This is a genomic window from Chromobacterium sphagni (assembly GCF_001855555.1).
Taxonomy (GTDB): Bacteria; Pseudomonadota; Gammaproteobacteria; order Burkholderiales; family Chromobacteriaceae; genus Chromobacterium; species Chromobacterium sphagni.
Genome location: NZ_MKCT01000017.1, coordinates 220,951 through 234,473 on the forward strand (window position 1 = coordinate 220,951; position 13,523 = coordinate 234,473).

A 13,523-nucleotide genomic window follows, 5' to 3' on the forward strand; every position below is an offset into this window, starting at 1 on the left:
GTAGGCGGGTGTGGCAAAAATGCCATGTCGCACAACTATTATTGGTATGACAATCAGACTGTTCGAGTATTTGTGTTTTAATCTATCGCGGTATTTGTAAGCGCTGTTTACAATCACCCGGTCTTAAAAAACGCCAACTCGCCAAACGACAGTCAATCAAGCTCCAGGCATGGACTTGCCGCCCCGCGATGCGTGGGCGGTTTGTAGCGGGAAGGGCCGGGCAATTCGGCCCTTGCTTCGCGCTCAGCGGGTTGGCAACAGTCGATGAGAAGCTGATTGCCATGAAATCCATCCGTAGCAAGATTGCCCTGCTGTTGTCGCTAGCCATCCTGGTGGCGACCTGCAGCACCGCCGTCAGCGCTTATTTCAAGTTCCGCGACAACCTTTCCTCCAGCGTCGATACCCAGCTCGACCTGGCCATCACCGGCCAGCAGCGTTTTGTCTCCAGCTGGCTGGAACAGCGCAGGCAGATCATCGCCAGCGCCTTGCGCCATGGCGGCGAAGCCGATCCCACTCTTTACTTGCAGCAGCTGGCCGAAGCCGGCGGCTATACCCAGCTCTTCGTCGGCGATGGCGACACCAAGGGCATGGTCTATTCCATTCCCGGCAAGCAGAAGCCGACGCCTGAATACGATCCGGCCTCGCGCGGCTGGTTCAAGATGGCCAAGGCCAGCGGCCAGACCATCGTCACCGCGCCGTATCAGCCGGCCAGCGCTTCGATCAAGGATCTGGTGATCACCGTGGCCCAGGCGCTGCCGGGCGGCAACAAGGTGGTCGGCGGCGACATCGCCATCGGCCAACTGGTGAAGTCGGTGCTGTCGGTGTCGCTGCCGGGCAACGGCTTCGTGTTCCTGATGGGAAAGGACGGCAAGCTGATCGCCTATCCCAAGGCCGATACCGCGCTCAAGCCGCTGTCCGAGCTGATGCCGGAGATGGACGCCGCCCGCATCGGCAGCCTGCTGGACAAGCAGCAACTGGCCACGGTGCAGTTGGAAGGCAGCAGCCGTCTGCTGCGCCTGAGTTCGGTGGCGGGCAGCGACTGGGTGCTGGGCGTGGTGGTGGACCGCGAGCTCTTGGACGCTCCGCTGCGGCAGATGATGGTGGACATGCTGCTGGCGCTGGCGGCGGTGCTGGCGCTGACCCAGCTGCTGGCCGGCGCCTATCTGCGCCGCCTGCTCAAGGGCTTGCTGCAGGTGCGCGACGCGCTGCGCGAGATCGCCCAGGGCGAGGGCGACCTGACCCGCCGCATCAGCGCGAGCGGCGAGGATGAAGTGGCGCAGATGGCCGAGGCCTTCAACCAGTTCGTCGGCCGCCTGAACAGCCTGTTCCGCGAATTGCGCGGTGAGGCGGTGCAATTGGCCGACGGCGTGATCGCAGTGGGAGGCGACGTGGAGCGGCTGGCCGAGGATTCGCATGTGCTGGCCGACATCTCCAGTTCCAACGCCGCGGCGATCGAGCAGGTGACGGTAAGCATTTCCCACATCGCCGACGCCACTCGCGAAACCGACGAGCTGGCGCGCGACACCGGTGCCAATTCGCAGGCCAGCGCCGAGGAGCTGCAGCGCATCAGCGGCGCGATGGCGCGCACCAGCCAGTCGGTGGGCGAGCTGTCCGGCCTGCTGGCCTCGCTGGAGCAGCGCTCGCAGGAGATTTCCAAGATCACCGGGGTGATCCGCGACATCGCCGACCAGACCAATCTCTTGGCCTTGAACGCGGCGATCGAAGCGGCGCGCGCCGGCGAACAGGGCCGCGGCTTCGCGGTGGTGGCCGACGAAGTGCGCAAGCTGGCCGAGCGCACCGGCTCCGCCACGGTGGAAATCGGCAAGATGGTGGACAACATCCTGTCCGAAACCGGCAAGGCGGTGGGCAATATGCACAGCACCATAGGCGCGGTGGACAGCAGCGCGGAGCAGACCGAGCAGGCGCGCGCCCGGCTGGTGGACATCACTCGCGCGATGCAGCTGGTGGTGGAGAAGATCGGCGATGTGGCCTTGTCCACCGGCGAGCAGCACAACGCCACCACCGCGATGGCGCAGAGCACCGAGTCGATCAACAACAAGATCCTGGATTCCGACGCCGCCCTGCAGAGCGCGCAGCAGACGCTGAAAACGCTGGACGGCGTGGCGCGCAGCATGCAGGAAGCGTTCAGCCGCTTCAAATTGTAAACAAGCGAGCTTTTCCCGCGCCGACGCCAGCCCTGTGCTGGCGTTTTTGCTATTCAGGCGGGAAAATGGCAGAACGTGCTAATCAGAAAAGGCTGACGATGAACAAACTGTGGTTACCGCTATGGCTGCTGAGCCTGGCAGGCTGCTCGATGATTCCCACCCAGGAGGGGTATGCGCAGAAGGTGTACCGCTGGCAGGGCCGCGACATCAACGAGCTGCTGGGAGCCTGGGGCGCGCCGACCAAGAGCATGAAGATGCCCAACGGCAACACGCTCTATACCTATGACAAGGAAAGCACCGAGCAGCAGCCGTTGACGCAGAACACCCGCTTCGAGCCGGGCACCAAGCTCAGCGTCACCGACAGCAACGGCCAGACCCGGGTGGTGGAAACCCCAGGCCGCTGGGTGAATGGCGGCGTCAGCGGCGGCGGCAGCATCCATTACCAGTGCACCACCAATTTTGTGGTGGACAAGAAGACCCAGGAAGTGCTGAGCGTCAGCTTCGACGGCAACAACTGCCTGGCCTTGCCGCGCCAGTAGCGCTCATTTGCCGGCGCCCGGCAGCTGCCATTCGCCCTTGTTGTTGAACGGCAGGTTGGCCAGGCCGTTCAGGCCCTGCAGCTCGCCGCGGATTTCGTAGTTCAGCTTGCCCCCCGGCAGTTTCTGCCAGTTGGCCAATTGGCGGATCCAGGCGGCCAGCGAGGTATGCACCTGCAGCGCCACCAGGCCCTCGCCCTGGGCCGGGATGGACAGCTGCTGCGCGCTGGCGCCTTCCCCCAGTTGCTCGTCGCCCAGCAGCAGCTTGAAGTTGAGCCCGCTGGCGTTCAGCGGTATCGGATTGGGGTTGTTGATGCGCAGGGTGACGGTGAAGTTCTGTTCGAACAGCGTGCTTTTGCCCGGTTCGATATTGCTGAGGCTGACCTGCGGTTTCTTGAGACCGAAGGAGCCGCAGCCGGAAAGCAGCAATAGCAGCAGGGTGGTGGCGATCCATTTCATGGCGAGATTCCATCGATGAGGCAATCCGTCATTTTACCGGCGCGGCATGTGCCGTTGTGTAAAGGAACTGTGCTGAATTGTCGGGCGGCATGCGCCCAAAAGAAACAGGCCATCGGATGATGGCCTGTTTCTTTTGCGGCTTGCCTAGTCAAAAACGCCTCGCCGGCGTCTTGTTCGGCGGCCGTTGCATGGTGGGATTGCCGGTGGTTTGGCTCAAGATCCCAGTCTTGCTCCAGTTCGGCCCATAGCGCCTGTTTTTGCGCGCGACGCTGGCCGGAGCGGCTCTGAGCGTGCGCGCCGCCCTTCTTCAGGATGGCTGCGCAAGCCAGCGGATTGCGCGGTTTGATGGTGTGCATGCTTGTTTCCAGATGGTTGTGCCGGATGGCGTGGCGATTCTTGACCCTGCGCGGGCTTTCTGTCAATGGGGAGCCGGAACGGGCCGCGCCCGTTCCGCCTGGCTCAGCGCGGGGACGGGGCGGACCCGTCCAGCCTGCCGAGTATCCGGTAGCCGGCGCTGACCCGCTCATCCAACGGATAGGACTTGTTGGCCAAGATCACCACTCCCAGCTTGCGGGCGGGAAGGAAGGCGACATAGGCGGAAAAGCCGTTGGTTGAGCCGGTCTTGTTGATCAGGACATCGGCAGCGGCGGGCTGGGGCTGTGGCAGTTTGCGGGCCGGCATGCCTTGATAGATGTAATCCGGCGCGTTGCCGGCAAGCAGTTGCTTCAATTGCAGCGGATACGGGTACTGCTCCCAGATCAGGTCCTGGGTCAGCACGCCGGCCTGGAAGTATGGAACATGGGTGGCGTCCACGGCGCGTTGCCACTGGCTGTCCAGTTTGCCCTGCCGCATATTGGCGTCCAAAAAGCGCGCCAGATCGGCGGCGCTGGCGCGCAGGCCATAGGCCTCGGCGGCCAGCACTCCCGGGCTCATCCTGGTCGGCGCATCCTGCTTGGTATAGCCCTGGGCGTAGTCCGGCATTTTGTCCGCCGGCACCTCGACGTAGCTGTGGCGCAAACCCAGGGCGGGGAACAGGCGCTTCTCTATCGCATCCGCGTAGCGCATGCCCAGGCTTTGCGCCGAAATCATGCCGAGCGCGCCTATGCCCAGATTGGAGTAGACGCGGTAGCTGCCTATCGGCTGGCTGGGTTGCCAGTGTTTCAGGTAGTCCATCAGCTTGTCGTCGTCGCTGACGCTGTCCGGCACGAACAGGGGCAGGCCGGAGGTTTGCGTGGCCAGGTTCAACAGGCTGGCCTGGTCCAATGGGCTGCCGCGCAGGGCCGGTAGGTATTTTCCGGGGGTGTCGGCCAGCGACAGCTTGCCCTGTTCCTGGGCATAAGCCGCCAGCGTGGCGGTGAAGGTCTTGCTGAGCGAGCCGATCTCGAACAAGGTGCTGTCCGTCACCGGCAAGTGCTCTTGCTTCGATGCCAGGCCATAGTTGTAGAGGTAGTGCTTGCCGTCGATGGTGACGGCTACCGCCATGCCGGGAATGGCGAGCCTTTCCATCAGCGGCTGTATGGTTTGATCCACGGCTTGCTTGACGAAGGCGGGATCGCCCCGGGAGGCGGCGTGGCTGCCGGCGGAGAGCAGGCTGGCTATCAGAAACGGCAGTAGCGGGAGGAGGCGTGGCTTGGCGGGGCGCATGGGCACTTTCGATCACGGGGTGGTTGAGCAGGGCTGACGGCATACGCCATCGGGGAGCCGGTTCAGAGCCGGGGAGCGACAGGAAAGTTCCGGTCTGGCGCGGCAGGACGCGCGTTCCGGAGATGGGAGCAGGGAGAGGACACAAGCGGCGCAGAGCGTCGCCTGTGCCAAACACAGGGTTACACCATCAGGCTGGCCACCTTGGTGGTGATGATGTCCACCGCCGGGTCGTTGGCGCCGTGGGGCAGGATCACGTCGGCGAAGCGCTTGGTCGGCTCGATGAACTGGTTGTGCATGGGCCGCACGGTGGACAGGTACTGCTCGATCACGTTTTCCATGGTGCGGCCGCGCTCGGCGATGTCGCGCTTGAGGCGGCGGATGAAGCGCACGTCGGAGTCGGTGTCGACGAAGATCTTCAGCGACATCATTTCGCGCAGCGCGGCGTCGTACAGCGGGAACAGGCCTTCGATCACGATCACCGGCGCCGGGTTGATGGTGACGGTGCGGTCGGAGCGGGTGTGGTTGGCGAAGTCGTACACCGGCATTTCGATGGCGCGGCCGTTGCGCAGGTCGTCGATGTGAGAGATCAGCAGCGGCCAGTCGAAAGCTTGAGGGTGGTCGTAGTTGGTGCCCAGGCGCTGCTCGAAGGTCAGGTGGCTCTGGTCGCGATAGTAGTAATCCTGGATGATCACCGCCGCCATCTCGGAACCAATGGTTTCCAGCACTTTGTTGGTAACCGTGGTTTTGCCGCTGCCGCTACCTCCGGCAACGCCAATGATGAAGGGGGTGCTCATGTCGGGATTCCTTGGTGTAATGAAATGATAAAAAACGCGCCATTCTAATGACTTATGGCGCGTTGTTCCACCCGATTTGCGACAGAATTGACTAAGCTTGCCGTTGCCCTTCCTCGCGGGCGGCTCGATACCACTCCTGCATGGCCGGCAGGGTCAGGATATGGCGGACATAGGCCTGCGAGACGTGCGGCAGCTTGACGTTGTAGGTTTCGAAGCGGGTGCAGATCGGCGCGAAAAAGGCATCGGCGATGGAGAAGCGGCCGAACAGGAACTCGCCGTCGGCCGCATGCCGCTGCCGGTGCTCTTCCCATAGCGAGATGATGCGCGCGATGTCGGACTCCACCGCTGGCGAGCTTTCGTAATCTATCTGCCTGAGCGAGATGTCCATCGACAGGCTCTGCCGCAGCGCGGCGAAGCCGGAGTGGATTTCCGCCGCGATGGAGCGGGCGACGGCGCGCAGTCTGGCGTCGTCCGGCCACAGGCGGGCGCCGGGGAAGCATTCCGCCAGGTATTCGCAGATCGCCAGCGAATCCCACACCCTGAGCTTGTCGTCCACCAGCACCGGCACCTTGCCTGCCGGGTTGGCGGCGAGGATGCGGGCCTTGCTGTCCGACAAGTACAGGTCTATCTGCTGTTCATTGAATGGCTCGTCCAGCATTTTCAGCACCAGCCAGGGACGCAGCGACCATGAAGAGTAATTCTTGTTGCCGATGACCAGGGTGAACATAGCGGCTCCGTATCTCGGGCGGGCGTCATTGCCGGCGCAGGTTGTTGGATCATACCCCCGCCATCGCGCTTTTTCATCCGCGTAGCTTGCAAAAAGCAGCATGCCCCGCGCGGGCGGGGCATGCTGGGGAGCGGAACGGCGGATTATTCCGCTTCGTCTATCCAGGCCTGCTGGATCGCCTCCAGCACCCGTTCGCCGCCGCGGCTATGGTCGTCGTCAAAGCCGGGCAGCATCACCACCCAGTTGTGCAGGTCGACGAAGCGCACGGTTTTCGGGTCCACTTCGGGATGGGCATCGGCCAGTTCGATGGCGATGTCGTTGACGTCGGTCCATTTCATGTCGCTTCTCCTGGCTCAGTGGTGCTCGCGGGCGTGGTTGATGGTGTAGCGCGGAATCTCGATCACCAGGTCCTCGTCGGCGACGAGGGCCTGGCAGGACAGGCGCGATTGCGCTTCCAGGCCCCAGGCCTTGTCCAGCAGGTCTTCCTCCAGCTCGTCGGCCTCGTTCAGCGAGCCGCCGCCTTCGCGCACGATGCAGTGGCAGGTGGTGCAGGCGCAGGACAGCTCACAGGCGTGCTCGATTTCGATGTCGTGGGCCAGCAGAACCTCGCAGATGCTCTGGCCGGTTTCGGCGTTGTCTATCACGGCGCCTTCCGGACACAGGTCGGCGTGGGGCAAAACGATGATGCGCGGCATGGCGTATCCTTACAGATCGGTAATCTTGTGGCCCTTCAACGCGCGTTGGATATTGCGGTCCATGCGGCGGGCGGCGAAGGTTTCGGTGGCGTGGTTGAGCGCGGCGGTGGCCTCGTTGATGCGGCGGGTGACGCCGTCGGCGATGGCTCGCTCGATGGTGTCCACCGCGACCGCCACTGCGGCTTGTTCGGCGTCGTCGAGCAGGTCGCCGTCCCGAGCCAGCGCGTTGCGGGTGGCGTCGCGCAGGCTTTCGGCGTCGACGATGGCCTCGCGCAGCTTGCGCGCCTCGATGTCTTCATGCACGTTGGCCATCGACTCGGTCAGCATGCGGCTGATTTCGTCGTCGGACAGGCCGTATGACGGCTTCACCTCGATGCTGGCTTCCACGCCGGAGGTCTGCTCGCGCGCGGTGACGGCCAGCAGGCCGTCGGCGTCCACCTGGAAGGTGATGCGGATGCGCGCCGCGCCCGCCACCATCGGCGGAATGCCGGACAGCACGAATTTGGCCAGGCTGCGGCAATCGGACACCAGTTCGCGCTCGCCCTGCAGCACGTGGATGGACATCGCGGTCTGGCCGTCCTTGAAGGTGGTGAAGTCCTGCGCGCGCGCCACCGGAATGGTGCTGTTGCGCGGGATGATCTTTTCGGTGAGGCCGCCCATGGTCTCGATGCCCAGCGACAGCGGCAGCACGTCCAGCAGCAGCCACTCGTCGTCCTGCTTGTTGCCGGCCAGCACATTGGCCTGGATGGCGGCGCCCAGCGCCACCACCTTGTCGGGATCGAGGTTGGTCAGCGGCACCCGGCCGAAGAAGTCGGCCACGGCCTTCTGCACATGCGGCATGCGGGTGGCGCCGCCCACCATCACCACGCCCTGGACGTCTTCCGGTGCGATGCGGGCGTCGCGCAACGCCTTGCGCACCGGCAGCAGGGTCTTGTCCACCAGGGTTTTGGTGATCTGGTGCAACTGCTTCTGATCCAGCTCCAGGTCCAGCGCCTGGCCGTCGGACAGGATGGCGGTGATGCGGGTGACGGCGTGGTCGGTCAGCGCTTCCTTGGCTTCGCGCGCGCGGGTGTGCAACAGGCGCATGTCGTGGGCGGACAGGCCTGACAGGCCGGCGGATTCCAGCATCCAGCAGAACACGCGGTGGTCGAAGTCGTCGCCGCCCAGCGCCGAGTCGCCGCTGGTGGACAGCACTTCGAATACGCCGCGGCTTAGCTTGAGGATGGACACGTCCAGCGTGCCGCCGCCCAGGTCGTACACCACGTAGGTGCCCTCGCTGCCGTTGTCCAGGCCGTAGGCGATGGCGGCGGCGGTGGGTTCGTTGAGCAGGCGCAGCACATTGAGGCCGGCCAGGCGGGCGGCGTCCTTGGTGGCCTGGCGCTGGGCGTCGTCGAAATAGGCCGGCACGGTGATCACCGCGCCGGTCAGTTCGCCGCCCAGGCTGTCTTCCGCGCGCTGTTTCAGCGCGCGCAGGATGTCGGACGACACTTCCACCGGGCTCTTGACGCCGGCGCATGTATGCAGTTGCAGCATGCCGGGGGCGTCGACGAAGCGGTAAGGCAGGCTGCCGATGTCTTTCAGGTCGGACAGGCCGCGGCCCATGAAGCGCTTGACCGAGACGATGGTGTTGTGCGGATCGCGGTTCTGTTCGCGTTGCGCCTCGTATCCCACCGCCAGCACGCCATCCGCGCCGTAGCGCACTACCGATGGCAGCAGGCTGCGGCCGTGCTCGTCCGGCAGAACGGCGGCGGAGCCGCTCTTGACGGTGGCCACCAGCGAGTTGGTGGTGCCCAGGTCTATGCCTACGGCCAGGCGGTGTTGGTGCGGAGCGGCGGAGAGGCCGGGTTCGGCGATTTGCAGTAGAGCCATGTCGTGGTGGTCTTTGTGTCGTTGCTCAGGGGCGGCGTCGCAGCCGGATCAATCCAGCAGGCTTTCGATGGCGTCGCCGATTTCCTGGTCCAGCTTTTCCATGAAACGCAATTTTCGCACCAGAACGGTGGCGCCGTCCAAGTCGGCGCGGCTGTCCAGCGCCTGTTCCAGCGTAGACAGCAGCGATTTCACCTCGCCGCGCAGCCGGGATGACAGGGTTTCCAGCCGGGCCAGGTCGCGGCGGGCGTCGTCGATGTCCTCGCGCCATTCCATCTGCGCCATCAGGAAGTCGCCCGGCATCGCGGTGTTGCTTTCCTCCTGGGTGTCGACGCCGGACAGCAGCAGCAGGTAGCGGGCGCGCGACAACGGCGATTTCAGCGTCTGGTAGGCTTCGTTGACGCGGGTGGACAGCATCAGCGCGCTGCGTTTTTCGGCGTCGGAGCTGGCGGCGTAGCGGTCGGGGTGAACCTGGGCGGCGGCGGCGCGCCAGGCGCCGTCCAGCTGTTGGCTGTCGATGGCGAAACGCCGCGGCAGGCCGAACAGGTTGAAGAAGTCTTGGCTGAAATCGGTGTTCATCAGGCTTCCAGAAGGACGGGTATGCATTGCGTTCCGCCAAAGAACAAGGCGGAGGATGACGTCTTGGCCGTCAACGCTCCGCCGGGGCTGGCGCGGCGCCAGGGATCAGACGTTGAAGCTCTCGCCGCAACCGCACTCGTTCTTGACGTTGGGGTTGTTGAACTTGAAGCCCTCGTTCAGGCCTTCCTTGCCGTAGTCCAGCTCGGTGCCGTCCAGATAGGCCAGGCTCTTGGCGTCGGTGAAGATGGAGACGCCATGGCTGTCGAAGCGCAGGTCGTCGTCGTTGGCGACATCGACGAACTCCAGCTTGTAGGCCATGCCGGAACAGCCGGAGGTCTTCACGCCAAGGCGCACGCCCAAGCCCTTGCCGCGCTTGGCGATAAAAGCGCTGATATGGGCGGCGGCGCGTTCGGAGAGAGTAAGTGCCATAACCGTTCCCGGATTACTTGCCGTGCTTCTGTTTATAGTCTTCCACCGCGGCCTTGATCGCGTCTTCGGCCAGGATGGAGCAGTGGATCTTCACCGGCGGCAGTGCCAGTTCCTCGGCGATGGCGGTGTTCTTGATGGTCAGCGCCTCGTCCAGCGACTTGCCCTTCACCCACTCGGTGACGAGGGAGGAGGAGGCGATGGCGGAGCCACAGCCGTAAGTCTTGAACTTGGCGTCTTCAATCACGCCGTCGGCGCCCACCTTGATCTGCAGCTTCATCACGTCGCCGCAGGCCGGCGCGCCGACCATGCCGGTGCCGATGCTGTCGTCGCCCTTTTCGAAGGAACCCACATTGCGCGGATTCTCGTAGTGATCCATTACCTTGTCGCTGTATGCCATGATTTTCTCCTGCCAGCCCGCGCCGCGCGGCGCGGGCAATCTTGATGGATTAGTGCGCAGCCCACTGCACGCTGTTGAGGTCGACGCCGTCCTTGAACATCTCCCACAACGGCGACAGTTCGCGCAGCTTGCCGATCTTGGACTTCAACAGCGCGATGGTGAAGTCGATCTCTTCCTCGGTGGTGAAGCGGCCGAGGGTGAAGCGGATGGAGCTGTGCGCCATCTCGTCGTTGCGTCCCAGCGCGCGCAGCACGTAGGACGGCTCCAGCGAGGCCGAGGTGCAGGCCGAGCCGCTGGACACGGCCAGATCCTTGATGGCCATGATCAGGCTTTCGCCTTCGACGAAGTTGAAGCTGACATTTAGGTTGTGCGGCACGCGCTGGTCGATGTCGCCGTTGATGTAGACCTCTTCCATGTCCTTGATGCCGTTCCACAGCCGGTCGCGCAGCATGCGGATGCGCTCGTTTTCGCTGTCCATGTCCTCGCGGGCGATGCGGAAGGCTTCGCCCATGCCGACGATCTGATGGCTGGCGAGGGTGCCGGAGCGGAAGCCGCGCTCATGGCCGCCGCCGTGCATCTGCGCTTCCAGGCGCACGCGCGGCTTGCGGCGCACGTACAGCGCGCCTATGCCCTTGGGGCCGTACACCTTGTGCGCGGACAGGCTCATCAGGTCGACTTTCAGCGTGGCGAGGTCGATCTTGACCTTGCCCGGCGCCTGGGTGGCGTCAACGTGGAAGATGATGCCTTTCTCGCGGCAGATCTCGCCGATCTGCGGAATGTCCTGGATCACGCCGATCTCGTTGTTGACGTACATCACAGATACCACGATGGTGTCCGGGCGGATCGCGGCCTTGAATTTTTCCAGGTCGATCAGGCCGTTGTCCTGCACGTCCAGATAAGTGACTTCGAAGCCCTGGCGTTCCAGTTCGCGACAGGTGTCCAGCACCGCCTTGTGCTCGGTCTTGACGGTGATCAGGTGTTTGCCCTTGCTCTTGTAGAACTGGGCGGCGCCCTTGATCGCCAGGTTGTCGGACTCGGTGGCGCCGGAGGTCCAGACGATTTCCTTGGGATCGGCACCGATCAGCCGGGCTACTTCGACGCGCGCGTTCTCGACCGCTTCTTCCGCTTCCCAGCCGAAGCTGTGGCTGCGGGAGGCGGGGTTGCCGAACTTCCCGGTCAGGTAGGGAATCATTTTTTCGGCGACGCGCGGGTCCACCGGAGTGGTGGCCGAGTAATCCAGATAGATCGGTAGCTTGGGCTGGCTCATTTACATAATCTCCACAAGATGTTCAGGCGCTTACAGGGCTCGGCTGGCAGCGGCAAGGTGAGGGGTGCTACAGCTGTCGCGCTTGTCCTGCACCACGCTGGTCTCCTTGGCGTGCTGCTCGGCCTGTTCGGCGACCAGGCTGGCAAGGCTTACCTTGGAGAGGTAGTCGAATATGGTGACGTTGAGGTTGGTCCACAAGTCATGCGTCATGCAGCGCTGGCTGCCGCGGCAGTTCTCGCGACCGCCGCACTGGGTGGCGTCCACCGGTTCGTCGACCGCGGTGATGATGTCGGCCACCGAAATCTCGCGCGTTTCCTTGGCTAGGGTATAGCCGCCGCCGGGACCGCGCACGCTGTCCACCAACTCGGCGCGCCGGAGCTTGCCGAACAGCTGCTCCAGGTAGGACAACGAGATGCTCTGGCGTTCGCTGATGCCGGCCAGGGTGACTGGGCCGCCCTGCTCGCGCATGGCGAGATCCAGCATGGCAGTGACGGCAAAACGTCCTTTGGTGGTGAGGCGCATGGGTTTTCGTTCCGGTGGGTGGTACTGTCCCAGATTATACCTAATATCCGACTAAATTAGTCAAGTATTTGTCAGGCACACCTGCCACCGGATGCAGTAAAGCCGAATATTTTACTAGCTTTAACTTGTTGCCGGCTATGGATTTCTTACTTTTTGCGGGGGCTTGTGTAAAATCGCTGCAATCTTCGGCCGAGTCGTCCCGCATGGGGCCGGCTCCGGCATCGACGAGCCGTCCGGGACCCTGGTCCGCCGGCGCTTGTCCGCCATGCTTGCTCCCGCAACAGGGGGTGGAAAAGGAATAAAAACATGCACAAGGTTGTTATCAGCGGGACTGGCCTGTTCACCCCGCCCAATGCCGTCAACAATGCCGAGCTGGTGGAGGCGTTCAATGCCTATGTCCGGGAATTCAACGCCGCCAACCAGGCGGCGATTGCCGCCGGCGCGGTGGCTGAGCTGGCCGAGTCCAGCGCGGAGTTCATTGAAAAAGCCTCGGGCATCAAGCAGCGCTTTCTGATGGACAAGAGCGGCGTGCTCGATCCGACGCGGATGACGCCGCATCTGCCGGAGCGCGGCAACGACGAGTTGTCGCTGCAGGCCGAAATGGCTGTCAATGCGGCGCGCGAGGCGCTGGCCGCGGCCGGGCGTCTCGCCGCCGACATCGACATGGTGATCGTCGCCTGCTCCAATATGCAACGGCCGTACCCGGCGATGGCGGTGGAGGTGCAGCAGGCGCTGGGTATCAATGGCTACGCGTTCGATATGAACGTCGCCTGCTCGTCGGCCACCTTCGGCATCCAGACCGCGGTCAATGCCATTGCCAGCGGCCAGGCGCGCGCGGTGCTGATGGTTAACCCCGAGATCTGCTCCGCCCACCTGAACTTCCGCGACCGCGACAGCCATTTCATCTTCGGCGACGCCTGCACCGCGGTGGTGCTGGAGCGCGCCGACGCCGCGACCTCGGCGCAGCGTTTCGAGGTGCTGGGCTGCAAGCTGGCCACGCTGTTCTCCAACAACATCCGCAACAATTTCGGCTTCCTCAACCGCTGCGACGAGGCTGGTATCGGCCAGCCGGACAAGTTGTTTATCCAGCAGGGCCGCAAGGTGTTCAAGGAGGTCTGCCCTATGGTGGGCGAGCACATTGTCAGCCATCTGGACAGCCTGCAGATCGGCGCCGCCGATGTGCGCCGTTTCTGGCTGCACCAGGCCAATTTGGCGATGAACCAGCTGATCGCCCGCCGGGTGCTGGGGCGCGACGCCGACAATGTCGAAGCGCCGGTGATACTGGATCGTTATGCCAACACCAGTTCGGCCGGCTCCATCATCGCCTTCCATCTGCATTCGCATGATCTTCAGGCGGGCGATGTCGGCGTCATCTCTTCTTTCGGCGCGGGCTATTCCGTCGGTTCCGTGGTGTTGAAGAAGCAGTAATCCGCTGTCACGGCT

16 protein-coding genes are annotated in these 13,523 nt (G+C 63.6%); 3 read left to right on the top strand and 13 right to left on the bottom strand.

The genetic code is table 11. The features are described 5' to 3' along the window. The first annotated feature begins 281 nt into the window (after positions 1-281). Both BI344_RS09285 and BI344_RS09290 read left to right on the top strand, forming a co-directional pair. Positions 282-2,165, top strand: coding sequence for a methyl-accepting chemotaxis protein (locus tag BI344_RS09285; protein ID WP_071112669.1), 1,884 nt, complete (start codon positions 282-284; stop codon positions 2,163-2,165). A gap of 98 nt (positions 2,166-2,263) precedes the next feature. Further along, positions 2,264-2,704: a hypothetical protein gene (locus BI344_RS09290; protein ID WP_071112670.1), complete on the top strand. Its 441-nt coding sequence runs from the start codon at positions 2,264-2,266 to the stop codon at positions 2,702-2,704. A 3-nt stretch (positions 2,705-2,707) separates the two neighbouring features. On the opposite strand, the gene BI344_RS09295 is transcribed toward BI344_RS09290, so the two are convergent. From BI344_RS09295 to iscR, 13 genes are all read right to left on the bottom strand, one after another. After that, positions 2,708-3,160, bottom strand: a complete 453-nt coding sequence (locus BI344_RS09295) for an LEA/WHy family protein (protein WP_071112671.1) — start codon at positions 3,158-3,160, stop codon at positions 2,708-2,710. Further along, positions 3,157-3,516: a hypothetical protein gene (locus BI344_RS09300; protein ID WP_071112672.1), complete on the bottom strand. Its 360-nt coding sequence runs from the start codon at positions 3,514-3,516 to the stop codon at positions 3,157-3,159. The genes BI344_RS09295 and BI344_RS09300 overlap by 4 nt, the downstream gene beginning before the upstream one ends. A 103-nt stretch (positions 3,517-3,619) precedes the next feature. Continuing rightward, the gene (gene ampC, locus BI344_RS09305) at positions 3,620-4,804 is read right to left on the bottom strand and encodes a class C beta-lactamase (protein ID WP_071112673.1); all 1,185 of its coding nucleotides are present in this window, start codon (positions 4,802-4,804) and stop codon (positions 3,620-3,622) included. A gap of 179 nt (positions 4,805-4,983) precedes the next feature. After that, positions 4,984-5,598, bottom strand: a complete 615-nt coding sequence (gene udk, locus BI344_RS09310; RefSeq protein ID WP_071112674.1) for a uridine kinase — start codon at positions 5,596-5,598, stop codon at positions 4,984-4,986. A gap of 91 nt (positions 5,599-5,689) precedes the next feature. Then, on the bottom strand, positions 5,690-6,325 hold the full coding sequence (locus tag BI344_RS09315; RefSeq protein ID WP_071112675.1) for a glutathione S-transferase family protein: 636 nt from the start codon (positions 6,323-6,325) through the stop codon (positions 5,690-5,692). A 143-nt stretch (positions 6,326-6,468) separates the two neighbouring features. After that, on the bottom strand, positions 6,469-6,663 hold the full coding sequence (gene iscX / locus BI344_RS09320; RefSeq protein ID WP_071112676.1) for a Fe-S cluster assembly protein IscX: 195 nt from the start codon (positions 6,661-6,663) through the stop codon (positions 6,469-6,471). Between the two features lie 15 nt (positions 6,664-6,678). Further along, positions 6,679-7,020 (bottom strand): ISC system 2Fe-2S type ferredoxin, encoded by a 342-nt coding sequence (gene fdx, locus BI344_RS09325; RefSeq protein ID WP_071112677.1) that lies wholly within the window; start codon positions 7,018-7,020, stop codon positions 6,679-6,681. Positions 7,021-7,029: 9 nt separating this feature from the next. Continuing rightward, positions 7,030-8,889, bottom strand: coding sequence for a Fe-S protein assembly chaperone HscA (hscA, locus tag BI344_RS09330; protein WP_071112678.1), 1,860 nt, complete (start codon positions 8,887-8,889; stop codon positions 7,030-7,032). Positions 8,890-8,937: 48 nt separating this feature from the next. Continuing rightward, the gene (hscB, locus tag BI344_RS09335; protein WP_071112679.1) at positions 8,938-9,465 is read right to left on the bottom strand and encodes a Fe-S protein assembly co-chaperone HscB; all 528 of its coding nucleotides are present in this window, start codon (positions 9,463-9,465) and stop codon (positions 8,938-8,940) included. Positions 9,466-9,570: 105 nt separating this feature from the next. Continuing rightward, positions 9,571-9,894: an iron-sulfur cluster assembly protein IscA gene (gene iscA, locus BI344_RS09340; protein WP_071112680.1), complete on the bottom strand. Its 324-nt coding sequence runs from the start codon at positions 9,892-9,894 to the stop codon at positions 9,571-9,573. Positions 9,895-9,907: 13 nt separating this feature from the next. Continuing rightward, the gene (gene iscU / locus BI344_RS09345; RefSeq protein ID WP_071112955.1) at positions 9,908-10,291 is read right to left on the bottom strand and encodes a Fe-S cluster assembly scaffold IscU; all 384 of its coding nucleotides are present in this window, start codon (positions 10,289-10,291) and stop codon (positions 9,908-9,910) included. A gap of 49 nt (positions 10,292-10,340) precedes the next feature. Next, positions 10,341-11,558, bottom strand: a complete 1,218-nt coding sequence (locus tag BI344_RS09350; RefSeq protein ID WP_071112681.1) for an IscS subfamily cysteine desulfurase — start codon at positions 11,556-11,558, stop codon at positions 10,341-10,343. A gap of 30 nt (positions 11,559-11,588) precedes the next feature. Beyond that, the gene (gene iscR, locus BI344_RS09355) at positions 11,589-12,080 is read right to left on the bottom strand and encodes a Fe-S cluster assembly transcriptional regulator IscR (RefSeq protein WP_071112682.1); all 492 of its coding nucleotides are present in this window, start codon (positions 12,078-12,080) and stop codon (positions 11,589-11,591) included. Between the two features lie 306 nt (positions 12,081-12,386). On the opposite strand from iscR, the gene BI344_RS09360 reads away from it, so the two are divergent. Further along, positions 12,387-13,508: a beta-ketoacyl-ACP synthase III gene (locus BI344_RS09360; protein WP_071112683.1), complete on the top strand. Its 1,122-nt coding sequence runs from the start codon at positions 12,387-12,389 to the stop codon at positions 13,506-13,508. Positions 13,509-13,523: the final 15 nt, after the last annotated feature.

What these genes read in the sequence shown, in the direction of transcription:
- BI344_RS09315 (WP_071112675.1), bottom strand. Translation starts at nt 6,325, where the DNA reads ATGTTCACCCTGGTCATCGGCAACAAGAATTACTCTTCATGGTCGCTG.
- BI344_RS09295 (WP_071112671.1), bottom strand. Translation starts at nt 3,160, where the DNA reads ATGAAATGGATCGCCACCACCCTGCTGCTATTGCTGCTTTCCGGCTGC.
- iscA (WP_071112680.1), bottom strand. Translation starts at nt 9,894, where the DNA reads ATGGCACTTACTCTCTCCGAACGCGCCGCCGCCCATATCAGCGCTTTT.
- hscA (WP_071112678.1), bottom strand. Translation starts at nt 8,889, where the DNA reads ATGGCTCTACTGCAAATCGCCGAACCCGGCCTCTCCGCCGCTCCGCAC.
- fdx (WP_071112677.1), bottom strand. Translation starts at nt 7,020, where the DNA reads ATGCCGCGCATCATCGTTTTGCCCCACGCCGACCTGTGTCCGGAAGGC.
- BI344_RS09285 (WP_071112669.1), top strand. Translation starts at nt 282, where the DNA reads ATGAAATCCATCCGTAGCAAGATTGCCCTGCTGTTGTCGCTAGCCATC.
- iscU (WP_071112955.1), bottom strand. Translation starts at nt 10,291, where the DNA reads ATGGCATACAGCGACAAGGTAATGGATCACTACGAGAATCCGCGCAAT.
- BI344_RS09350 (WP_071112681.1), bottom strand. Translation starts at nt 11,558, where the DNA reads ATGAGCCAGCCCAAGCTACCGATCTATCTGGATTACTCGGCCACCACT.
- hscB (WP_071112679.1), bottom strand. Translation starts at nt 9,465, where the DNA reads ATGAACACCGATTTCAGCCAAGACTTCTTCAACCTGTTCGGCCTGCCG.
- BI344_RS09300 (WP_071112672.1), bottom strand. Translation starts at nt 3,516, where the DNA reads ATGCACACCATCAAACCGCGCAATCCGCTGGCTTGCGCAGCCATCCTG.
- iscX (WP_071112676.1), bottom strand. Translation starts at nt 6,663, where the DNA reads ATGAAATGGACCGACGTCAACGACATCGCCATCGAACTGGCCGATGCC.
- BI344_RS09360 (WP_071112683.1), top strand. Translation starts at nt 12,387, where the DNA reads ATGCACAAGGTTGTTATCAGCGGGACTGGCCTGTTCACCCCGCCCAAT.
- udk (WP_071112674.1), bottom strand. Translation starts at nt 5,598, where the DNA reads ATGAGCACCCCCTTCATCATTGGCGTTGCCGGAGGTAGCGGCAGCGGC.
- ampC (WP_071112673.1), bottom strand. Translation starts at nt 4,804, where the DNA reads ATGCGCCCCGCCAAGCCACGCCTCCTCCCGCTACTGCCGTTTCTGATA.
- iscR (WP_071112682.1), bottom strand. Translation starts at nt 12,080, where the DNA reads ATGCGCCTCACCACCAAAGGACGTTTTGCCGTCACTGCCATGCTGGAT.
- BI344_RS09290 (WP_071112670.1), top strand. Translation starts at nt 2,264, where the DNA reads ATGAACAAACTGTGGTTACCGCTATGGCTGCTGAGCCTGGCAGGCTGC.